Source organism: Nannocystis punicea (assembly GCF_026965555.1).
GTDB classification, from domain to species: Bacteria; Myxococcota_A; Polyangia; order Nannocystales; family Nannocystaceae; genus Nannocystis; species Nannocystis punicea.
Map to the genome: position 1 here is coordinate 5,415,633 of NZ_CP114040.1, position 20,647 is coordinate 5,436,279.

Here is a 20,647-nt window from a genome sequence, read left to right on the forward strand (position 1 = left end):
GGGCGCGCGAGGCGGAGGCAGCGAGGCGATTGCGAGAGGGCGAGGGCGGAGGCGGGGACGGCAGGCGAGGACGAGGTGCGAGCGAGATGCTGCGCGAACGTGAGCGGGTCCCGAGAGGGCGAGGCGATTGCGAGAGCGCGAGGGGCCGACGAGGCGGCGCGAGGCGAGACGAGGTGCGAGCGAGATGCGGCGCGAACGTGAGCGAGTCTCGAGCGGGCGCGAGGTGGCGAGGCGAGGCGATTGCGAGAGCGCGAGGGGGGCCGACGAGGCGGCGCGAGACGAGACGAGGTGCGAGCGAGATGAGGCGCGAACGTGAGCGAGAGGGCGCGACGACGAGGTGTGGAAGGAGAGCGGCGACGCGAGGCGAGGGCGAGGGCGGCGCGAACGAGTGCGCGAGAGCGAACGCTGGCAGCGCGAGCACGCGCGGAGCGCGGCGAGATCGCGAGGCCTCGCGCGTCAGGCCAGGCCCCAGGGGCCGCGGCGGAGCTCGCTGGCGGCGAGGCGCGGCGCGGCGCCCTTGTGCTTGAGGACGTCGGGGCGAACGGCGAACAGGCCGGCGGCGCGGCGCTCGCGACGGGGCTGGAGGCGCAGGCCGACCATCGGCCCGAGGGAGTCGCGGCGGGCCGAGCCGCGGGTCAGGAGGACGACGCGGCAGCCGTGCGCGCGCGCGAGGCCGGCCAGTCGAGCTTGCCAGGCGCTGCCGTACAGTCCGCGAGGACAGGTCCGAACGGGCATGCTCTCGGGGACAGGTCGATCGGCCGCCGGGATCTTGTCGCTCGCGTCCGCGCGGGGCGGCGGGGGGGCGCTGAGGTCGAGGACGCACAGGCCGTAGCCGCCCGAGCGCAGCAGCAGCTCGGCGGCGCGAGCGATGCCGGCGGGGCCGCGATCTTCGGGGATGTGGACGACGATCAGGGAGTCGAGGTCGACGCCGGAGTCGGCCAGATCGGGCGGGAACAGCGGGCCGCCGGCGGGCTGGATCCACACCGTGGTCTCGCCCTCGAGCTGAGCCTGACGGACGAGCGCGACGGCGGTGGTGAGGCGAGCGCCCGCGGCCCCGCCGGACACCTCGATCAGCTTGCCGGGCGCGGCCAGGGTGACGAAGGAGGCGGGCGAGGCGACGCTCTCGGCCGCCGCGGAAGCTGTCCCTTCGGCCAGCTCATCACCCGTCATCACCTCTTCGACCCCCCGCAACGCCACGACCGTCATGCGACAAAGTTACTGAACATCCAATCAGAATCAAAGAAATTTGTGTGTTCTGCATTACGCTCGGAACTGACCTGCGCGGATCGGAGCACTGCGCGAGGATGCGCAGCGCGGATGTGCTCGCGCGTACGATCTGCTCGAAGAGACAGGTGGAAAAGCGCGCGCGGCTGCGTGGTAAAACCGGCGGCCGATGGCAGGAGACAGCTCGACCGCGCACATCATCCAGTCGCTCGTCGCCAACTTGCTGATCGCAGTGGCGAAGGGCGTGGCGGCGGTGATCACGGGTTCGGGCGCGATGCTCGCCGAGACGCTGCACTCGCTGGCAGACTGCGGGAACCAGCTGCTGCTGTTGCTCGGCGTGCGCATGAGCCGGCGACCGCCGAACGAGAAGCATCCGCTCGGCCACGGCCGCTCGCTCTACTTCTGGTCGTTCATGGTGGCGCTGCTGCTGTTCTCGGGCGGCGGTGTGTTCTCGCTGTACGAGGGCATCCACAAGCTCGGCCACACGGACGAGGTGGAGAGCGTCGAGGTCGCTCTGGCGGTGCTGGCGCTGTCGCTGGCGATCGAGGGCTGGGCGACGCTGAAGAACATCGCCGAGATGAACAAGCGCCGCCGCGGCAAGCCGTTCTTCCAGTACCTGCGCGACAGCAAGGACTCCGACCTGGTGGTGGTGTTCGGCGAGAACGCGGCCGCGTGCCTCGGCCTCATCTTCGCGCTGCTGGCCCTGCTGCTGGCGAGCGTGACCGGCGATCCGCGCTGGGACGCGATCGGGACGCTGGCGATCGGCGCGGTCCTGATCGGCGTGGCGGTGTTCCTCGCCATCGAGGTGAAGTCGCTGCTGGTCGGCGAGGCCGCCGACCCCGAGATCGCGGCGGCCGCGGCGGCGCTCGCGGTCGAAGATCCGAAGATCACGCGGGTGCTGCGGCTCATCACGGTGCAGCAAGGCCCCGGCGAGGTGCTGGTCGCCGTCAAGCTCGGCTTCGCCGACGGGATGATGATCGAGCAGGTGGCCGGGACGATCAACGACTTCGAGGGGCGCCTGCGCGGCCGCTGCCCCGAAGTGAAGTGGTGCTTCGTCGAGCCGGACATCCCGCGCACGTGAGGCGCCGAGTGTCGGCTTCCTCGGGCTCCGGGTCGTTCCGGGCCTTCACCGGGGTTCTCTTGAGATAGAGACGGCGACCGAGGGGGCTAGGAACGGTCCACGCGGTCGAGGGGGCGGACGGGGCGCCGCGTCTTCGGGTCACTCGCGGTCGGTGTCGAAGACGAGGCGCCGGGCGAACTCTCCCTCGACGAGGGCCGCGGCGGCCTCGGCCAGCTGGGCGACGCGGTCGCTGCGATCGCCGGGCGCCAGGTCGCGGATCCGGTCGAGCAGGGCGCGATAGGCCGCGAGCAGCGACTCGCGCGTCTCGGCAAGGCTGTCCGGAGGGGCAGATGAAGCGGATGGCAGGGTGTCCGAAGAGGCAGGTGCGGTGAGGGGCGGGGTGTCCGAAGAGGCAGGTGAGGCGAGGGGCGGGGTGTCCGAAGGGTCAGGTGATGCGTGAAGCGAGGTGTCCGAAGAGACAGACGAAGAGAACGAGTTTGAGGCGGCGGGTGACGCGGCGTGGAGCGGGGTGTCCGAAAGGGCAGGCGACGAGGCCGAGGGTGAGGTGGCCGGAGGGGCAGGCGCGGGCGACGAGGCGGGAATTGAAGTGTCCGAAGGGATCGGTGAGGTCTCGCGGTTCGAAAGGACAGGCGAGGCCTCGGTGAGCGAATGGGGAGGTGATGGCTCGGTGTCCGAAGGGGCAGGCTCGGTCCCGGTGTCCGAAGGGGCAGGTGGTCCGGCTGCGTCCGGCGTGGCGCGGGTCGGCGGGCGGGAAGCTGGCGGCTCGCTCGCTGGCGAGGAGGTCGGGGCGGGCGGCAGCGGGGCGGCGGGCGCAGGGATGGGGTCCGTCGTCTTCAGCTCGTCGTCGTGCATCCCAGGCCTCCGAGTTGCGGGACGCGCCGCTCGCGGGCCCGGTCGCGGCGCGACCGTCGAGCCCAGCGGCGGCCGGCTGCGTGTCCGCGGCGACCAGCGTTCCCGGCGGGGGCGAGGGTGTCAACGTTCGATCGGGCGCGTGCGGACGCCGTCGCGAACGCGCGGCGCGGGCCCGGCTGCCGGGAGATGTCTCAAGAGACAGGTCATGCGGGCGCGGAGCGCTGGCGGCGGAGCCGGACGCGCCGCGGGCGGTCGCGGACGAGTTCGGTCGCGGGCGGGCGGCAACCGGACGCCGACGGGGGTCCGCGGGCGGTTTTCGCCCGCGGCGGCGTCGGCTATAGTTCGCGCGCGTCGCAGGCAGCCCGTGGCTGGCGGCGCAAGGAGAGTCCCATGTCTGAAGCGGTTTCTGGCGCGATCCCTCGCATCGGCGAAGTGGCCCCCGATTTCGTGGCCGAGACGACGCAGGGCGTCATCAAGTTCTCGGAGTGGCAAGGCGGCAAGTGGGTGGTGCTATTTTCGCACCCGGCCGACTTCACGCCGGTTTGCACGACCGAGCTCGCCGAGTTCGCGCGACGCAACGACGAGTTCGCCAAGCGCGACGCCAAGCTCATCGGCCTGTCGATCGACTCGATCCACAGCCACATGGCGTGGCTGCAGAACATCAAGGAGCGGCTCGGGGTCGAGATCCCCTATCCGCTGATCGCCGACATCGACATGAAGGTGGCGCAGAAGTTCGGCATGCTCCACCCCGAGGCCAGCAGCACGGCCACGGTGCGCGCGGTGTTCTTCATCAACCCCGACCGCAAGGTGCAGGCGCTCGTCTACTACCCGCTGACGAACGGCCGCAACATCGACGAGGTGATCCGCCTGCTCGACAGCCTGCAGACCTCGTCCAAGCACTCGGTGGCGACGCCCGCCAACTGGCGCCCGGGTGACAAGGTCATCATCCCGCCGCCGCGCAACGTCGAGGCGTTGCAGCAGCGGATGGCCCGCACCGACATGGAACACGTCGACTTCTACCTCGGCTTCAAGCAGCTCGAGAAGTAGGCGACGCGCCGGGGCGGCCCGCTCCCCGGCTTCGCGCTTCCTCGCATTCTCTTCTTCTCTTGGAAGATGAAGAGAAGGCGCGGAGGCGCGAGCAACTCGTCAGAACGGGACCGAGAAGGCGAGGCTGCCGAGGCGGGCGTACGGCCCGAAGCGGTAGCCCTCCGAGTAGAAGACGTGGTTGTAGGTGGCCTGCACCCACGCGCCCTTGAGCCAGTGAAGGCCGCGCACCTTGGCCAGGCCGTCGAGCTCGATCGTCAGCTCGACGCCGGGGGTGTGCGAGTGGAACTTGGTCATCTTCGGATCGGCGGTGCGATAGATGGTGTCGCTGCCGTAGTTGCCGTCGGCGCGCCAGAAGTAGGCGCCGGTCTGGGTGTAGAAGCGGTAGCGCAGGCGCAGGAGGACGCGCCGCAGGAAGCGGACGTGGGCCCGGAACTCGGGGGCGTGGGCGAGGATGCCCCAGTCGTCGGCGTAGAAGCGGTAGCGGCCCTCGAGCACGAGCGGGGTCTTGGGCACCGCGTAGCGCAGGAAGCCGCTCAGGGCGAGGCGCCGGCGCAGGCGCGGGTGCGACTCGTCGAGGCCGTCGCGGACCTTGCGGTACGGGTTGTCCTGCGGACCCTTGGAGAGGATGCCCTCCGCGAGCACGCCGCCGAGCAGCCGACGCGTGAGGGCGTGGGTGTAGCCGATGCCGAGGTAGTGGACCTGCAGGAGGTTGGACGGCCGGCCACCTGTCCCCGGGGACATCTCCTCGATGTTCATCTTGCCGCCGGTCCACGGGATCGCTCGACCGCCGTACAGCTGCAGCACGGAGTCGAGGTTGGCCATGTACTGCAGGCTGACGGTGCCGGCGCGGCCGAACACGTCGCGCGCGCCGCCGAGGCCGAAGCTGCGCGAGACCCAGTCGCTCTCGGTCGAGTAGCGGAAGAAGCCGCCGAACGACCACTCCTTGAGCCGGGCGGCGGCCCGCAGGGTGCCCTCGTGGCGGAACTCGGTGAAGAGGTAGTCGCCGCCGGTGACGGCCGCCGCGCCAGCGCCGATCGAGGCCGAGGTGACCGCGTCGAGCAGGTACTCGGCGCCGATGGTGAAGCGCTCGTCGGGCAGATCCTTCTCGACGTAGACGACCGGCGCGAGCACCCGCGTGGAGGTCTCGCGGTAGTAGTTGCCGCGCACGGTGACACGATCCTCGGCCGCGAGGTCGCGGGCGACGAGGAGCGAGACGAAGCAGGCGAAGACGACTAGCCGCAGCCGCATCCGCCACCTGCGGCGCCGTGTCCGCCGAACCCGCCCTCGCGCGCCGACTCGACGTGCGACTGGAACTTCTCTTCCATGCCTTCGGCGGCGGGGTTCATCTCGGGACGGCTCAGGACCTCACGCTCGGATGGGCGAACTGTGGCGCAACCGGCCGGGACAGCGACGGTGGCGAGGACGAGGGCGACGAGGCGCGCGGGTCCGGCGAACATCGGCCCGACCTTAGCCGCAGAAATCTCGCAACAGCAAGGCCCCGCGGTTCCGGCGTCGAACGCCGCCGACCCTTGTCAGCGCGGCGCGCCTGGTCTATCCCCCCGTGCGAATGGGCCTCCTGATCGTCATCGACGGGCCTGCGGGCGCGGGAAAGAGCACGGTCGCGCGCCGCGTGGCGCAGCACTTCGGACTGCCGGTGCTCGACACCGGCGCCATCTACCGCACGCTGGCGCTGGCGGCCCGCGAGCGCGGGATCGCCTGGAGCGACGAGCCCGGGCTGGTGGCGCTGGCCGCGGGCTTGCCGATCCGCTTCGAGGCGGCGACGGAAGCCGGCGGCCCGCGGGTGCTCTACGACGGGCGAGACGTCACGCAGGCGATCCGGACGCCGGAGATCTCCGAGGGCTCGTCGCAGGTGTCGGCGCTGCCGGCGGTCAGGGCGAGCCTGCTGGAGATCCAGCGCCGCCTCGGCCGGGACGGCTGCGTGGCCGAAGGTCGCGACCTCGGGACGGTGGTGTTCCCCGATGCACCGCACAAGTTCTTCCTCACGGCCAGCGACGCCGTCCGCGCCGCCCGACGTCAGGCCGAGCTCGAGGGCGCCGCACTGGCGGACGTCCTGCGCGACCTCAACCGGCGTGACGAACGCGATCGGTCCCGGGCCACAGCCCCCATGACCCGGGCGGAGGACGCCGTTCTCGTCGATTCCAGCGACCTCGACGCCGACGCGGTGGTGGCCGCCATCGTCGACACGGTCACGTCCAGGCTCTCAGGGCCCGGCGGGGCCGCCGGCGGGCCGGTTGACGGGTCGCCGAAAAGCGCCTAGCTTCCCCCCGCTCGCGTAGGCCAGGGTGGCGTGCGTCGTGCGTGACCGCCAGGTCACGTCACGAGGCCCAAACACTCAAGAGCCAGCGCGGGTTGGAAGGAACTTTCACCCCAACATGCAAGAGCAACACAACCTGCGCGCCGAGGGAGACGACGACTTCGCGGCGCTCTTCGAGAAGAACACCCAGGAAAATCCAGAGATTCGTGAAGGCACGATCGTCCTGGGGACCATCGTCGATGTGATCGGCGAGTACGCAGTCGTCGACGTCGGTTGCAAGGCCGAGGGCCAGGTGCCGCTGCGCGAGTTCGCCGAGGAGGACGGCACGATCAACGTCCGCGTCGGCGACAAGATCGAGGTCCTTCTCGAGGCACAAGAGGACAACAACGGCCTCGTGGTCCTGTCGAAGGACAAGGCCCGCAAGCGCAAGGTGTGGGACGAGATCCAGTCGGCGTGCGAGGCCGAGGGTCTGGTCCGCGGCACCATCCAGGCGCGCGTGAAGGGCGGCCTCGCGGTGCTGCTGCAGGGCGGCGTGAAGGCGTTCTTGCCGGGGAGCCAGGTCGATCTGCGGCCCGTCCGCAACCTCGACACCTTCATCGGCAAGGACTTCGACTTCAAGATCATCAAGTTCAACAAGAAGCGCGGCAACATCGTGCTGTCGCGCCGGGTGCTGCTCGAGGCGGAGCGCGCCAACCTCAAGAGCGACACGCTCAACCGGCTGCAAGAGGGCGAGATCGTCGAGGGCGTGGTCAAGAACCTCACCGACTACGGCGCCTTCATCGACCTCGGCGGCATCGACGGCCTGCTCCACATCACGGACATGTCGTGGGGCCGCGTCAACCACCCGAGCGAGCTGTTCCAGGTCGGCGACAAGGTCCGCGTCAAGGTCCTCAAGTTCAACTCGGACTCGGAGCGCGTCAGCCTCGGCCTCAAGCAGATCACCGCGGACCCGTGGGTCAACGCCGAGCAGCGTTACATCCCCGGCACCGTGGTCGAGGGCAAGGTCGTCAGCATCAAGGACTACGGCGCCTTCATCGAGCTCGAGGAGGGCATCGAGGGCCTGGTCCACGTGTCCGAGATGTCCTGGACGCGCCAGATCAAGAACCCGAAGCAGATCCTCAAGATCGGCGATCAGGTCCGCGCGGTGGTCCTCGACATCGACGTGTCGCAGAACCGCATCTCCCTCGGCATGAAGCAGCTCGAGGAGAACCCGTACGACAAGGTGCTCGAGACCTACCCGCCGGGCACCATCGTCGAGGGCGTGGTCCGCAACATCGCCGACTTCGGCGTGTTCGTCGAGCTCGAGCCCGGCATCGACGGCCTCGTGCACATCACGGACCTCAGCTGGACGCAGCGGGTCCGCCACCCGAGCGAGCTGTTCAAGAAGGGCGACCGCGTCCGCGCGATGGTCCTGAACATCGACAACTCGGGCGAGAAGCCGAAGATCAGCCTCGGCCTCAAGCAGCTCGCGCAGGACCCGTGGGACCGGATCCCGTACGACTACCCGATCGGCAAGATCATCGAGGTCAAGATCCTCAAGCTGACCGACTTCGGCGCGTTCGCCGAGCTCGAGCCCGGCATCGAGGGCCTCATCCACATCTCGGAGATCAGCGAGGAGCGCATCGAGGACCCCCGCTCGGTGCTCGAGCCGAACCAGCGCGTGCGCGCGGAGCTCATCCAGATGGATCCGGGCGAGCGCAAGATCGGCCTGTCGATCAAGAGCGCCAAGCGCCAGGACGAGCTCGCCGACGCCCAGGGCTACGCCAACGCCAGCGAGGCCGGCGCGACCCTCGGCGACGTGTTCGCCAACAAGTTCCGCGACCGCACGTAGTCGCGGGCCCGCATCGCGGGACGTGAGCTCGCGGGCGCCGACCACCGTAGGGTGGTGGCGCCGGCGAGCACGACATCGAAGGCTCCGTCTGAATCCGCGGTCTCCGCGGGCGCAGCGGGGCCTTCGCTGCTTGTGTGCGCTGCCTGCAGCGTGCGCGACGGCGCTTGATCGCTCCACGAAGTCGGGGTAAGCCGCCGGACATGGCCGAGGTTCTGGCGAAGGTGCAGACGATCGAGGGCACGCTCGACGCGGCGGGGCTGCGGCTGGCCATCGTCGTCAGCCGGTTCAACAACTTCATCACCGACCGCTTGCTCGAGGGGGCCGTCGACGCGCTGGTGCGCTCCGGGGCTCGTCCCGAGGACATCACCGTGGTGCGCTGCCCGGGCGCGTTCGAGATCCCGATGGTCGTCGGCCAGGTGCTGTCGGCCAAGAGCTACGACGCGGTGATCACTCTCGGCTGCCTGATCCGCGGCGACACCGTGCACTTCGATCTGATCGCCGCCGAGTGCACGCGCGGCGTGTCGCAGATGGCGCTCGCGTTCGAGGTGCCGGTGACGTTCGGCGTGCTGACGACCGACACGCTCGAGCAGGCGATCCATCGCGCGGGCGCCAAGGCCGGCAACAAGGGCGCGGAGGCGGCGATGGCGGCGGTCGAGCAGGTCCGCCTGTACCGCGAGATCGCGGCGCGCGGGGCGGCCGACGCCCAGACCGAGGCCTCCGGTGGCTGACGCGAAGCAGCGGCACCCGCACCGGGCGCACGGGCGAGAGGTGGCGTTGCTGGCGCTGTGTCACCTCGAGTCGTATCGCCCCGACGAGCGCGCGCGGGCGCTCGAGCTGTTCTGGGCCCACGTGCCGGCCGAGGCCGGCGACGGCGGCCAGGAGCTGCGCGGCTGGTTGGGCGATCCCAAGGTCGTCGAGTTTGCGCGCCGTCTGCTGGCGGCGAGCAGCGAGCGCGCGGCGGAGATCGACGCGGCCATCGAGGCGACGTCGCGCTCGTGGCGGCTGGCGCGGATGGACCGCGTCGACCGCAACGTGCTGCGCCTGGTCGGCGCGGAGAGCCTCGGCCTGTCCGAAACACCACGTGCGGTGATCGTCTCCGAGGCGGTCCGCATGGCGGCCCGCTACGGCAGCGAGCGCAGCGCGCCGTTCGTCAACGGCGTCGCGCAGGCGCTGGCGGCCAAGCTGCGCGGCGAGACCCGCGAAGAGGCGTAGTCGAAGCCGTTCCGCAGCGCGGCCGGAGCCGTCAGCGGCGTAGTTGGCGGACGGTCAGCAGCGTGGGACGGTGAGCGGCGTGGCTGGACGGCGATGGGGTTGCCGGTCCGAGGCGCGGCGCGGGGACCTGCGGTGACGCGGCGGGACAGGTCTGCGCGCGCGCCGGCCGTACAGTTGTCCGCGCGGTGTCTGCGCAATTCCTGCCCCATCGCGGTGTTAAGGGGGACGGGCGTCCGGGCGTATACTGGCCGAGATGCCGATCCGCGCTCTGGTCGTCGATGACTCCGCGGCGATGAGGACCTTCGTCAGCTCGGTCCTGGAGTCGACCGGTGAGTTCGACGTCGACGAGGTGGGGCATGGGTTCGAGGCCATACGCCTGTTGCCTCGAGGCGACTACGCCCTGTTCGTGTTCGACGTGAACATGCCCGACTTCAACGGGATCGAGCTGATCCGGGCCGTGCGCGAGCAGGCCCGCTACTCGCGGACGCCGCTGGTGGTGATGACCACCGAGGGCCGCCTCGGCGACGTCGAGCGCGCGCGCCAGGCCGGAGCGCAGGTGGTGATCACCAAGCCGTTCACCCCCGCGGGCCTGCTCGAGGCGGTCGCACAGGCGCGGGCGCTCGGAGGCGGGGATTGACGAGCATCGACCAGAACGCCGCCGAGTTCATCGCCGAGGCGCAGGAGATCATCGAGACCTTCTCGCGCACGCTGCTCGAGCTCGAGGCGCAGTCGCGCGGGAGCGGGCCGGAGCCCGACCTGATCAACGCGGCGTTCCGGGCGATCCACTCCCTCAAGGGCCTCGCCGGTCTGTTCGGGGCGGCGGCCATCGGCGGGCTGGCCCACAGCCTCGAGAACACCCTCGACAGCCTGCGCCTCGGCAAGCTCGACCTGTCGCGCCCGGTGCTCGACGTGCTGTTCGAGGCGATCGAGGTGTTCGGCCGCCTGCTCGCGCCGCAGGGCGAGGAGGGCGGCGGCGAGGTCGACACCGAGCCGGTGCTGACGCGGCTGCGCCAGCTCGGCGAGCGCGAGGCGGAGTCGACTGGCCCTCAGGACAGCCTCGAGTGGGTCGGCGAGAACATCCTCAGCGTGCTCACGGAGTACGAGGAGCACCGGCTGCGCGAGAACATCAAGGCCGGGCGCAACCTGTACCGCGTCCACGCCAAGTTCGACATCATGCAGATCGATGTCGGCCTCGAGCAGCTGAAGGACAAGATGAAGGGCTACGGGGAGGTCATCACCTACCTCCCCAGCGCCGACGGCTCGTCCGACGACGCGATCGAGCTCGACATCCTGCTCGGCTCGAAGGGCAGCCTCGGCGAGATCAACGGGGCGCTGGCCAACCCCGACGTCACGGTCCACCGGCTCACGCCCGCGGGTGATGCCCCCGCGCCGCCGCCGACGCCCGGTCGCCAGGCGCCTCCGCCGGCGGCGGCCAAGCCTGCTCCTCCGGTCATGTCCGAAGGGACATCCAGGCGCGCCGAGCCGCCGCCGCGGACGGGGCCGACGCCGTCGCGCACCGTGGTGACGACCACGGAGGAGCCGGACCCCACCAGCGCGGCGTCGAGCGAGGCGAGCCTCCGCAGCCTGAGCCAGACGGTCCGGGTCGACCTGCGCCGGCTCGACGTGCTGATGAACCTGGTCGGCGAGCTGGGCCTGGTCCAGGCCAACCTGACCGGGGTGCTCGACGAGCTGCGCCAGCTCGATCACAGCGCCGACGTGTCGCGCGAGCTGCGGGTCCAGATCCGCGACATGCACCGCAAGCTGGCGCTGCTGCAGCAGGGCATCCTCGACGTCCGCATGGTCCCGATCGGCCAGGTGTTCGACAAGCTGGCCCGCGTGGTCCGCAAGCTGAGCCGCGACCTCGACAAGGAGATCCGCCTGGTCATCTCGGGCGCGGAGACGGTGCTCGACAAATTGATCGTCGAGGAGCTGTCCGACCCGCTGATGCACATGATCCGCAACTGCATCGACCACGGCATCGAGCCGGCGTCCGAGCGCGTGGCCATGGGCAAGCTGCCGGGCGGGGAGGATCGAGCTGCGCGCGTTCCAGAAGGGCAACCGCGTGGTCATCGAGGTCGAGGACGACGGCCGCGGGATGGACTGGATGAGGATCCGCGACGTCGCGGTCCGCCGCGGGCTCATCAACGCCGAGGAGGCGGCCTCGCTGACGCCCGGCGAGGCGGTCAACCTGATCTTCCAGCCGGGCTTCAGCACCCGCGACGCGGCGACGGAGCTGTCGGGCCGCGGCGTCGGCATGGACATCGTCAAGACCAACATCGCCCGCCTGTCCGGCATGATCGACGTCAACACCGACCTCGGCCGCGGGACGATCTTCTCGATCACGCTGCCGGTGACCCTGGCGATCATCCAGGCGCTGGTCATCCAGTCGGCCGGGCACACGTTCTGCATCCCGCTCAACTCGGTGCTCGAGTCGATCATGGTCGAGACCCGCGAGATCGGGACCGTGGAGGGCCACGAGGTCATCACCCTCGGCGGCCGCACGCTGCCGCTGTTGCAGCTGTCGCGCCTGTTCGGCCTGAAGCCGCTGCACAAGAACTACCGCGACCCGAACCGCCTCTACGTGGTGGTGGTCGGGCTGGCGCAGCACCGCGTCGGACTGGTGGTCGACGAGCTGCTCGGCCAGCAGGACGTGGTGATCAAGCCGCTCGGCAGCGCCGTCCGCAACGTGCCCGGCATCGCCGGCGCGACCGAGCTCGGGGCCAACCGCACGGTGCTGCTGCTCGACGTCGGCCGGCTCGTCGACGAGGGCGTGCGCCAGTCGGACGCGGCCTACCAGATCGGAGGCGGGCATGTCCGGTGAGCGCGAGGACCTGTGGCAGGCCTTGCTGCGCAGCGGCGAGGCGGTGGTCACCGACGAGGACTACGAGCACGGCTACAAGCGCGAGGTCCGGCAGGACCTGCAGCAGTACGTGACGTTCCGCGTCAGCGGCGAGGTCTACGGGCTGGCGATCCACGAGATCGAGGAGATCAGCAAGGTCTTCCAGACGACCCATGTGCCGCGCACGGCCGACTTCTTGCTCGGGATCGGCAACGTCCGCGGCCGCATCATGCCGGTGATCGACCTGGCTCGCCGGCTGCGCCTGCGACCAGTGGAGCGCGGCCGGGCGGCCCGCGTGCTGATCGTGCACTTCAACGAGGAGCCCTACGGGCTGGTGGTCGACGAGGTCATGGACGTGATCCGGATCCCGCCCGAGGCGATGGAGGACAAGCCCGGCGGCCTGACGGGGGCGCGCGCCGAGTACATCCGCGCGCTCGGTCGCAACGGCAAGGAGCTGATCATCATCCTCCACCTGCCGGCGCTCCTCGACGCCAAGGACTTCGTCAAGACGACGATCTTCGAGGAGGGTCGCGCGTGACCGACCTCCGCGACGCTCGAGACGGCCGCGGCAACGCGGGCGAGGAGGACCTCAAGGTCGCCGGCTTCTACGTCGGCCCCGGCCTCTACGGCATCGAGATCATGCGGATCAAGGAGGTCATCCAGGCCCGCCCGTACCCGATCCGCCCGGTGCCGTACGCGCCGGCGATCGTCGAGGGCGTGATCCAGCTGCGCGGGGTGGTCATCCCGGTGGTCGACCTGCGCCGCCGCTTCGGCGCGCCGATCGACCCGGCCATCGACCATCTCAACAAGCTGATCATCGTCAGCGTCGCCGGCCGGATCGCGGGGCTCAAGGTCGACCGCGTGCTCGGCGAGCTGCGAGTGCCCGCGGGCGGCCTGCGACCGGCGCCGTCGATGCTGCGGCCCGAGCTCGATCGCAGCGCCGACGGCAACATCTTCAGCGGCGTGTCGCGCGCCCATCGGCACCGCGACACCTCGGAGAGTCGACGGCAGCCGCTGATCGGCCCCGATCGCCGGGCGCAGGCGCCGACGGCGGGGCACGGCCACTTCGCGGCGGCGGACGACCGCCACGCGGGCGAAGACATGGTGTTCGTGATCAACCTCGATGCGCTGCTGCGCACGGGGGGGAGGTAGCGCGGGGTGAGCGAGGCGCAGGCGAGGCTCAAGATCCTGGTCGCCCACGAGCGACTGGCGCTCGGGCAAGCGATCGGCCGCGTGTTGGCGGCGCAAGGGTTCGCGGCGGTCACCGTGACCGACACGGCGGCGGCGGAACAGGCGATGCGCGCCGACATGTTCGCGGCGCTGGTGCTCGACGTGGCGCTGCCGGGCGGCAAGGCGTGCCACGAGCTGATCCAGCTGGCGAAGTTCGAGCTGCCGGCGCCGATCCCCGCGGTCGTGCTGGTGGCGTCGGTGTTCCGCAAGACCAGCTACAAGCGGCGGCCGACCCAGCTCTACGGCGCGGACGACTACGTCGAGATCCACCGCCTCGGCGATCAGTTGCCCGGCAAGCTGTGGCACCTGCTCGGCGGCGATCCGGCGGCGATGCCCGGGCTCGTCGAGGCCGAGGCGGTGCTGTCGACGATCCAGGACGAGGGCGATCAGCGGCTGTTCGAGCAGCGCGGACGCACGCTGCGGCTGTCGGAGCTGATCGTCGCCGACCTGATCCTCTACGCCGGCGACCGCGTGCTCGCGGCCACGACCCAGGCCGAGGCGCGCGCGCTGCTGGCCAGCGACCTCGACGCGGCGCGCCAGCTGTTCCGGCAGATCAACCCGGTCCCCCTGGCGCCGGGCGTCGACCCGATCGGCGCCGCCTTCGACGACATGATGCGGATGTTCAACCTCGATCCCGGGGAGCCCCGATGAACGCGCTTCGCTCCGATCTCGCGCGCTGCCTCGAATTCTTCGGGAGTGAACGCTGGCGCGAGCGCAAGGACGCGGCCCGCGACCTGTTGGCCGCGGTCCGCGAGCAACCACCCGCGCCCGATCAGCTGGCGATCCTCGTCGAACAGCTGCTCGACGGCCTGGTGACGCCCGACTCGGTGGCGCGCCGCTCGGTGTGCCACGAGGTGCTGACGGGCATCGGTCCGTCGGTGGTGCCGGCGATCCGTCGCCGGCTCCGCGTCGGCGGGGCCGGGGCGCGCATGGTCGTCGACCTGCTCGGCGACGTCGGCGGGTCCGACGACGTGCCGCTGCTGGCGGCGATCCTCGGCGCGCCCGGCGACGACAACGTGCGCGCGTCGGCGGCGGCGGCCCTCGGGGTGCTCGGCGGGGCCGAGGCCGAGCGCGCGCTGACGAATGTCCTTTCGGACAGCTCGGAGATGCTGCGGATGTTCGCCCTCGACGCGCTGGCCCGCCTCGGCGTGGTGATGGCGCCGGCGCGGCTGCGGTCGCTGCTCGCCGATCCGGTGACGCGGCGGGCGGCGGTGGCGGTGCTCGGGCACAGCGGCGATCCGGGCGCGGCGGCGCAACTGGTGCAGTTCCTCGGCGACGCGATGCCGGGCGTGCGCGCGGTCGCGGCGGTCGCGGTGGTGCGCTTGCACGCGACCCTGTCGATGCGCGGCGATCCAATGGCGGTGGCGGCGGCGCTGGCCGCCGGCGACGGCGAGCCGCTGCGCCAGCGGATCCGCGAGCTCGTCGAGCACCGCCAGCTCGAGGTCAAGCTGGCGGCGCTGGCCCTGGCCGGGGCGCTCGGCGACGTGCGCAGCCTGTCGCATGTCCTGCGGGCCATGTCGGATCCGGAGCTGCGCGAGCGCGCGGTCGAGTTCGCAGCCGGGCTCGGCCCGGCCGCGGTGCCTGTCCTCGTGGACATGGTCGAACAGACAGCCCCGGAGGCGCTCGGCGATCTGTTCCTGCTGGTGAGCGGCCTCGGGCTGGCGGGCGCGCACCCGCGGCTGATCGAGGCGTTGACGACGGCGCTGGCCGGCCCCGACGCCCACGCGGCCTGCATGGCCGCGACGGCGCTCGGCAAGGTCGGCGGGGTCGAGGTGATCGCGCCGCTGGCCCAGGCCCTCGCGCTCGAGGGGCCGGCGGGCGAGGCTGCGGCGGTGGCGTTCGCGGCGGTGGCCGGGCGAGCGCTCGGTTCGCGCCACGCTCGCGTGGCGCCGCACCTGCCGGCGGACGGCGACGGCGGGGCGCTGGTGCGCAACGTCTGTCGGGCGTTCGGGCTGCTCGGCCGCGGCGGCGACGTCGGGTTCGTGGCGCCGCTGATCGCCCGGCTCGGCGATCGCGACGTCGGGGTCCGTCTGCTGGCCGCGCGCGCGCTGGGCCAGATCGGCGGCGAACACGAGGGCGCGGCGGCGCTGGCCCTGGCGCTGCAGGACGAGGACGCGGGGGTGCGGGCGGCGGCGTGCCGCAGCCTGGGTCAGCTCGGAGCGGCCGAGTCGGCGCCGGCGCTGCTCGCCGCGTCGCGCGATCCGAGCTCGTCGGTGCGGGCCGCGGCCGTGCAGGCGCTGGTGGGGCTCGACAACCCGATCGCGCTGGCGCGGCTGCGCGAGGTGGTGCTGGCCGACAACGCGCCGGCGGTGGTGATCCAGGCGATCGCGGGGCTGAGCCGGTCGGGGACGGATCAGGATCTGGTGATGCTGATGAGCCTGTGCCGCGCGCCCGACCACGAGATCGTGAAGGCGGCGGCGCGCGGGCTGGCGGGCTGCCGCGGGCACCGGGCGACGGCGGCGGTGCTCGGGCTGCTCGAGCACCCGCGCTGGGACGTCCGCTGGGCCGCCGCGGAGGCGCTCGGCGAGCGCGGCGACACGACCGCGTTGCCGCCGCTGCGGCGCGTGCACGCGGTCGAGCCCGATCCGCTGGTGCGCAAGGTGCTGGCGGGCGCGGTGGCGCGGCTCGAGGTGCACGCGGCCGAGCAGGCGGCGAGCGACGGAGAGGGAGAGCCGACGGCGTGAACGGGCGGACTCCCGGCGGGATCGAGCCCCCGGTGCGCGTGCGCATCACGCCGGAGGAGTCGCGGCTGCTGGCCGAGCTGATCCTCGACCACTGCGGCGTGCTGCTCGGCGGCGACGCCGGGTTCCTGCTCGAGCGTCGGCTGGCCTCGCGGCTCGACCACCTGTCGCTCGGCTCCTACCTCGAGTACTACCACTACTTGAGCTACGACCTCGGCGGGTCGGCCGAGCTGCTCGAGTGCATCGAGCGGGTCACGACCCACGAGACCTACCTGTTCCGCGAGCAGTTCCAGCTCGACGCGTTCCAGCGCGAGATCCTGCCGGCCCTGCTCGGGGGGCGGGGGGCGGGGGCGCCGGTCGTGTGGAGCGCCGGCTGCTCGACCGGCGAGGAGGCGTACACCATCGCCTCGCTGCTGGCCGAGAACGCCCGCCCGGGGTCGCGGGTGATCGGCAGCGACATCAGCCTTCGCGGGGTCCGGACGGCGGAGCTCGGGATCTACGGTCCGAGCAGTTTTCGCACGACCCCCGAGGAGCGGCGGGAGCGCTGGTTCGAGCCGCTCCCGAGCGGGCAGTGGCGGGCCATCGAGCCTCTGCGGCGGATGTGCACCTTCGTCCACCTGAACCTCCTCGACACCGCCCGTTATTGCGAGCTCGGCGCCATCGACACGATTTTCTGTCGCAACGTCCTGATGTATTTATCGAGCCAGGCGAGGCGGCGCGTGGTCGAAGGGTTCTACGACGCGCTCGTGCCGGGAGGCTACCTGTTGCTGGGACACTCCGAGAGCCTGATCAGCGTGCCGGGTCGCTTCGATCTCGTGAACCTCAGCAACGACCTCGTGTATCGCAAGCCGGGTTAGAGGAACTGCGATGGACGGTCACAAGCTCCGCGCCCTGGTAGTCGACGACTCGGCCTACAACCGGCAGACGATCGCCGCGATGCTCGAGCTCGATCCGGGCGTCGAGGTCATCGGCCGCGCCTCCAACGGCAAGGAGGCGCTGCGCATGGTCTTCGATCTCCAGCCCGACGTCATCACCCTCGACCTCGAGATGCCGGAGATGGACGGCTTCGCGTTCCTGCGGGTGTTGATGGCCAAGAAGCCGCTGCCGGTGATCGTCGTCAGCGGCCACGCCGAACGCGACCATGTGTTCCGCGCGCTCGAGCTCGGGGCGCTCGACTTCATCGCCAAGCCGGGCCGCCACATCGGCCCCGACCTGCGCACGATCCAGGAGGACCTGCTGGCCAAGCTGCGCGTGGTCCGGCGGCTCAGCGTGGTCCGCCTGCTGCAGCGCGCGCAGCATCTGGCCGAGCAACGCGGCGAGCGGACCACGCTCGAGGTGCCCGCGTTCGACAGCGGCCGCTACGAGCCGCAGAAGCGCCGCGGGCCGCCGCTCGGGGTGCTGGGGATTGCGGCCTCGACCGGCGGGCCGCCCGCGCTGCAGCAGCTGCTGTGCGCGCTGCCGGCGACGCTGCCGATCGCCATCCTCGTGGCCCAGCACATGCCGGCGCGCTTCACCCGGGCGTTCGCGGCGCGGCTCGACAAGATCTGCTCGTTCCAGGTGTGCGAGGCGACCGACCAGCAAGAATTGCAGTCGGGCATCGTGTACATCGCTCCCGGCGCGGCGAACCTCGAGGTCGACACCGGGTCGACCGGGCCGCGGGTGCGGGTGCGGGCGCCGCGGGGCGGGGCGACCATCGTCCCGTCGGGGGACCTGCTGTTCAAGACGGTGTCCGATCTGTTCGGGCCGCGCTTCTGCGCCTTGATCTTGACCGGCATGGGCAGCGACGGGCGCGAGGGGGCCGAGCTGGCCAAGCGGCTGGGCGCGACCGTGCTGGCCGAAGATCCGAACACGGCGGTGATGCCGGGCATGCCGGCGGCCGCGATCGACGCCGGGGTGGTCGACGCCGTGCTGTCGCTCGAGGAGCTGCCGGTGGCGATCCAGCGGTTTGCAGACGCCTGCCGGCCGCGGGTGGAGCCGGTTCCGTAGGGCCCCGGGCCGGCCCGAGGCCGGGCGCGGACGGCCTGCGACCCCGGCGCTGCAGTTCGTCATGCGAAATCACCCCCAGAGGCTGTCGCCTGGGGGCGCCCGTCCGGGTCCAAGGCATGATATCTTCGCCCCGATGCGTGCGCAGGACGCCGGCCAGGGGGACCTTCACGACAAGACCCGCGCGGCTCTTCACGAATTCTTCGGACGCGGGGAGGCCTTCGTCCGCCAGCTCATCGCCGAGAACGAACGCCTGCGCAGCGAACTCAACGAGGCGCAGCCGGATCGTCCGGCGCGGCCCGAGCTGACGCCGGGGTCGGTGATGGAAGGCTTGCTCGGCCGCATCGTCGAGCTCGAAAAGGCGCGCGGGGCCGCAGCAGACGCGGGAATTCCGGCGCCGCCCGGCGAGCTGGCGCGTCTGCGCGAGCGGCTGGTCCAGCTCGAGGACGAGAACTACCACCTCGCGTCGATGTACGTGGCGGGGCTGCAGTTCCACGCGTCGCGGACGATCGGCGACGTGCTGCAGACCACGACCGAGATCCTGCTCAACTTCATCGGCGTCGGGGCCTTCACTCTGTACCTCGTCGACGAGGAGCGGCGCGTGCTGTTCCCGATCGCGCGCGAGGGCGGAGAGATGAACGAACTCGTCGAGATCGAGATGGACGAGGCGAGCCCCGCGGCGCAGATGGTGCAGCGCGGACGACCGTGGACTCGCGGAGATCCCGCATACGCGTCCGACGACGTGATCATGTATCTTCCGTTGGTCAGCGGGCGGCGTCTCGTCGCTGTCCTGCGCCTCGAAGCCTTTCTGGCGCAAAAGCCCGGTTTCGAGGACAATGACTACAGCCTCCTTTCTATGATCTCCGAACACGCCGGCATCGCCATCGAGTCGGCGTGGATCCGGGCCCACGCCAAAGCGGTCGCGCTGCAGCGGCAGGCCGTAGAACACCTCCTCGGAGCATGACCCAGGACACCCAAACTCGCCGGCTCAACGCGTTGGTGGTCGAAGACAGCCCGCCGATGCGTAAGATGATCGTGTTCGCGTTGTCGCGGATCCGGGAGCTCAGCGTGGTCGAGGCCGACGACGGCGTCGACGCGCTCCGCCGCCTGTCGGGCACCAAGTTCGACATCATCATCACCGACATCAACATGCCCATCCTCGACGGGCTGAAGCTCGTCAAGCGCCTACGCGCCGACGAGACCTACCAGGACGTGCCGATCATCATCATCACGACCGAAGGGGCCGCCGAGGACCGGCAGCGCGCGCTGGCGCTGGGCGCCAACGCGTACATCACCAAGCCCATCCAGGCGCCCGCGGTCATCAAGCTGGTGCGCGAGATCCTCGGCCTGGAGGAGCGTTGAGCCCAGGCCGCCGCGCCGGGCCCCGCGGGGCTCGCGGCGAGGCGGCCGGTGCTGGTCGTTCGAACAGGTCCGAAGGGACAGGTCCGAAGCGACAGGCGAAAGGCTCGCTGGCAGCGGCGATCGAGGCGTACCTCGAGCACCTGAAGGTCGAGCGGCGGCTGCGGCCCAACTCGCTGCTGGCGTACACGGGCGACCTCGAGGCGTTCGCGGCCCACGCGGAGGCGTCCGGGGTGGCGGCGCTGGCGGCCATCACTCCGGCGCTGCTGCTGCGCTTCGCGGTCGGGCTGGCGCAGGCGGGGCTGTCGCCGCGCAGCCAGTCGCGGCGGCTGACGGCGGTGCGCGGGCTGTTTCGCTTCCTCCGCGAAGAGGGGCAGCTCGACGTCGATCCGGCGCAGGCGCTGCGGCTGCCGAAGTTGCCGAAGCGGTTGCCGGAGCTGCTGAGCCGCGGCGAGGTCGAGGGGCTGCTGGCCGCGCCGGGGCAAGACGGCCCGCTGGGGCTGCGCGACACGGCGCTGCTCGAGCTGCTCTATGCGACAGGTTGCCGGATCTCCGAGGCCCTCGACCTGACCCTCGACCGCCTCTACCTCGACCAGGCGATCGTCCGCCTCACCGGCAAGGGCGACAAGCAGCGGCTGGTGCCGCTCGGGTCGCCGGCGATCGCGGCGCTGCAAGCGTGGCTGACGAGCGGGCGACCGGAGCTGACGCGCGGCTCGGTGCGCTGGGTGTTCGTCAACCATCGCGGCGGGCGGCTGTCCCGCCAGGGCTTCTTCCTCAAGCTGCGAGAGTACGCGCTGGCGATCGGGATCACGCGCCCGATCTCGCCGCACAAGCTGCGGCACAGCTTCGCCACGCACCTGCTCGAGGGCGGCGCCGACCTGCGCGCGGTGCAGGCGCTGCTCGGTCACGCGGACATCGCGACGACGGAAATTTATACCCACGTGACGCGCGACCACCTGCGCGAGCGCCACAAGCGGCACCACCCGCGGGCGTAGCGGACGCGTGCGCGGTCGGGGCGCGGCGTCCGGGAGGG

The 20,647-nt window shown here is 71.2% G+C and carries 20 protein-coding genes and 1 pseudogene; 18 read left to right on the plus strand and 3 right to left on the minus strand.

The features are described from left to right. Window positions 1-456: 456 nt before the first annotated feature. Window positions 457-1,206: a hypothetical protein gene (locus tag O0S08_RS20920; protein WP_269040967.1), complete on the minus strand. Its 750-nt coding sequence runs from the start codon at window positions 1,204-1,206 to the stop codon at window positions 457-459. Between the two features lie 187 nt (window positions 1,207-1,393). Between O0S08_RS20920 and O0S08_RS20925 the strand changes: the two genes are divergently transcribed. Beyond that, window positions 1,394-2,305 (plus strand): cation diffusion facilitator family transporter, encoded by a 912-nt coding sequence (locus O0S08_RS20925; protein ID WP_269040968.1) that lies wholly within the window; start codon window positions 1,394-1,396, stop codon window positions 2,303-2,305. A gap of 1,242 nt (window positions 2,306-3,547) precedes the next feature. After that, complete coding sequence (locus O0S08_RS20930) at window positions 3,548-4,204, plus strand: peroxiredoxin (protein ID WP_269040969.1); 657 nt, start codon at window positions 3,548-3,550, stop codon at window positions 4,202-4,204. A gap of 99 nt (window positions 4,205-4,303) precedes the next feature. On the opposite strand, the gene O0S08_RS20935 is transcribed toward O0S08_RS20930, so the two are convergent. Next, entirely contained in the window at window positions 4,304-5,452 is a 1,149-nt protein-coding gene (locus O0S08_RS20935; RefSeq protein WP_269040970.1) for a DUF3570 domain-containing protein, read from the minus strand. Beyond that, complete coding sequence (locus O0S08_RS20940; RefSeq protein ID WP_269040971.1) at window positions 5,437-5,661, minus strand: DUF4266 domain-containing protein; 225 nt, start codon at window positions 5,659-5,661, stop codon at window positions 5,437-5,439. Before O0S08_RS20940 ends, O0S08_RS20935 begins: the two co-directional genes overlap by 16 nt. 110 nt (window positions 5,662-5,771) lie before the next feature. On the opposite strand from O0S08_RS20940, the gene cmk reads away from it, so the two are divergent. The 16 genes and pseudogenes from cmk (at window position 5,772) to xerD (ending at window position 20,609) form a co-directional block, all read left to right on the plus strand. After that, window positions 5,772-6,482: a (d)CMP kinase gene (gene cmk, locus O0S08_RS20945; RefSeq protein WP_269040972.1), complete on the plus strand. Its 711-nt coding sequence runs from the start codon at window positions 5,772-5,774 to the stop codon at window positions 6,480-6,482. A gap of 115 nt (window positions 6,483-6,597) precedes the next feature. Continuing rightward, on the plus strand, window positions 6,598-8,310 hold the full coding sequence (locus O0S08_RS20950; protein ID WP_269040973.1) for a 30S ribosomal protein S1: 1,713 nt from the start codon (window positions 6,598-6,600) through the stop codon (window positions 8,308-8,310). Between the two features lie 200 nt (window positions 8,311-8,510). After that, window positions 8,511-9,038: a 6,7-dimethyl-8-ribityllumazine synthase gene (ribH, locus tag O0S08_RS20955; protein WP_276082610.1), complete on the plus strand. Its 528-nt coding sequence runs from the start codon at window positions 8,511-8,513 to the stop codon at window positions 9,036-9,038. Beyond that, the gene (locus O0S08_RS20960; protein WP_269040974.1) at window positions 9,031-9,522 is read left to right on the plus strand and encodes a transcription antitermination protein NusB; all 492 of its coding nucleotides are present in this window, start codon (window positions 9,031-9,033) and stop codon (window positions 9,520-9,522) included. The genes ribH and O0S08_RS20960 overlap by 8 nt, the downstream gene beginning before the upstream one ends. A gap of 253 nt (window positions 9,523-9,775) precedes the next feature. Then, window positions 9,776-10,159 (plus strand): response regulator, encoded by a 384-nt coding sequence (locus O0S08_RS20965; RefSeq protein WP_269040975.1) that lies wholly within the window; start codon window positions 9,776-9,778, stop codon window positions 10,157-10,159. Further along, a pseudogene (locus O0S08_RS51290) lies at window positions 10,156-11,253 on the plus strand (Hpt domain-containing protein); the annotation flags it as partial. The gene O0S08_RS20965 and the pseudogene O0S08_RS51290, both read left to right, overlap by 4 nt. Window positions 11,254-11,584: 331 nt before the next feature. Beyond that, entirely contained in the window at window positions 11,585-12,343 is a 759-nt protein-coding gene (locus O0S08_RS51085; RefSeq protein WP_276082611.1) for a chemotaxis protein CheA, read from the plus strand. Then, window positions 12,333-12,899, plus strand: coding sequence for a chemotaxis protein CheW (locus O0S08_RS20975; RefSeq protein ID WP_269040976.1), 567 nt, complete (start codon window positions 12,333-12,335; stop codon window positions 12,897-12,899). The genes O0S08_RS51085 and O0S08_RS20975 overlap by 11 nt, the downstream gene beginning before the upstream one ends. Beyond that, window positions 12,896-13,513, plus strand: coding sequence for a chemotaxis protein CheW (locus O0S08_RS20980; RefSeq protein WP_269040977.1), 618 nt, complete (start codon window positions 12,896-12,898; stop codon window positions 13,511-13,513). Before O0S08_RS20975 ends, O0S08_RS20980 begins: the two co-directional genes overlap by 4 nt. A 6-nt stretch (window positions 13,514-13,519) precedes the next feature. Then, on the plus strand, window positions 13,520-14,242 hold the full coding sequence (locus O0S08_RS20985) for a response regulator transcription factor (RefSeq protein WP_269040978.1): 723 nt from the start codon (window positions 13,520-13,522) through the stop codon (window positions 14,240-14,242). Next, window positions 14,239-16,275, plus strand: coding sequence for a HEAT repeat domain-containing protein (locus O0S08_RS20990; protein ID WP_269040979.1), 2,037 nt, complete (start codon window positions 14,239-14,241; stop codon window positions 16,273-16,275). The genes O0S08_RS20985 and O0S08_RS20990 overlap by 4 nt, the downstream gene beginning before the upstream one ends. After that, a complete protein-coding gene (locus tag O0S08_RS20995; RefSeq protein WP_269040980.1) occupies window positions 16,272-17,129 on the plus strand; it encodes a CheR family methyltransferase in 858 nt (285 codons plus the stop codon). The genes O0S08_RS20990 and O0S08_RS20995 overlap by 4 nt, the downstream gene beginning before the upstream one ends. Before the next feature lie 10 nt (window positions 17,130-17,139). Beyond that, on the plus strand, window positions 17,140-18,258 hold the full coding sequence (gene cheB, locus O0S08_RS21000) for a chemotaxis-specific protein-glutamate methyltransferase CheB (protein WP_269040981.1): 1,119 nt from the start codon (window positions 17,140-17,142) through the stop codon (window positions 18,256-18,258). Window positions 18,259-18,391: 133 nt separating this feature from the next. Further along, window positions 18,392-19,219: a GAF domain-containing protein gene (locus tag O0S08_RS21005; protein WP_269040982.1), complete on the plus strand. Its 828-nt coding sequence runs from the start codon at window positions 18,392-18,394 to the stop codon at window positions 19,217-19,219. Further along, a complete protein-coding gene (locus O0S08_RS21010) occupies window positions 19,216-19,617 on the plus strand; it encodes a response regulator (protein ID WP_096334277.1) in 402 nt (133 codons plus the stop codon). Before O0S08_RS21005 ends, O0S08_RS21010 begins: the two co-directional genes overlap by 4 nt. Continuing rightward, window positions 19,614-20,609 (plus strand): site-specific tyrosine recombinase XerD, encoded by a 996-nt coding sequence (gene xerD, locus O0S08_RS21015; protein WP_269040983.1) that lies wholly within the window; start codon window positions 19,614-19,616, stop codon window positions 20,607-20,609. The genes O0S08_RS21010 and xerD overlap by 4 nt, the downstream gene beginning before the upstream one ends. Window positions 20,610-20,647 lie beyond the last annotated feature (38 nt).

Bases quoted from the DNA above. Each gene is read 5' to 3' on its own strand.
- O0S08_RS21005 (WP_269040982.1), top strand. From the start codon at position 18,392: ATGCGTGCGCAGGACGCCGGCCAGGGGGACCTTCACGACAAGACCCGC.
- ribH (WP_276082610.1), top strand. From the start codon at position 8,511: ATGGCCGAGGTTCTGGCGAAGGTGCAGACGATCGAGGGCACGCTCGAC.
- cheB (WP_269040981.1), top strand. From the start codon at position 17,140: ATGGACGGTCACAAGCTCCGCGCCCTGGTAGTCGACGACTCGGCCTAC.
- O0S08_RS20930 (WP_269040969.1), top strand. From the start codon at position 3,548: ATGTCTGAAGCGGTTTCTGGCGCGATCCCTCGCATCGGCGAAGTGGCC.
- O0S08_RS20965 (WP_269040975.1), top strand. From the start codon at position 9,776: ATGCCGATCCGCGCTCTGGTCGTCGATGACTCCGCGGCGATGAGGACC.
- O0S08_RS20950 (WP_269040973.1), top strand. From the start codon at position 6,598: ATGCAAGAGCAACACAACCTGCGCGCCGAGGGAGACGACGACTTCGCG.
- O0S08_RS20975 (WP_269040976.1), top strand. From the start codon at position 12,333: ATGTCCGGTGAGCGCGAGGACCTGTGGCAGGCCTTGCTGCGCAGCGGC.
- O0S08_RS20940 (WP_269040971.1), bottom strand. From the start codon at position 5,661: ATGTTCGCCGGACCCGCGCGCCTCGTCGCCCTCGTCCTCGCCACCGTC.
- cmk (WP_269040972.1), top strand. From the start codon at position 5,772: ATGGGCCTCCTGATCGTCATCGACGGGCCTGCGGGCGCGGGAAAGAGC.
- O0S08_RS20925 (WP_269040968.1), top strand. From the start codon at position 1,394: ATGGCAGGAGACAGCTCGACCGCGCACATCATCCAGTCGCTCGTCGCC.
- O0S08_RS20990 (WP_269040979.1), top strand. From the start codon at position 14,239: ATGAACGCGCTTCGCTCCGATCTCGCGCGCTGCCTCGAATTCTTCGGG.
- O0S08_RS20920 (WP_269040967.1), bottom strand. From the start codon at position 1,206: ATGACGGTCGTGGCGTTGCGGGGGGTCGAAGAGGTGATGACGGGTGAT.
- O0S08_RS20935 (WP_269040970.1), bottom strand. From the start codon at position 5,452: ATGCGGCTGCGGCTAGTCGTCTTCGCCTGCTTCGTCTCGCTCCTCGTC.
- O0S08_RS21010 (WP_096334277.1), top strand. From the start codon at position 19,216: ATGACCCAGGACACCCAAACTCGCCGGCTCAACGCGTTGGTGGTCGAA.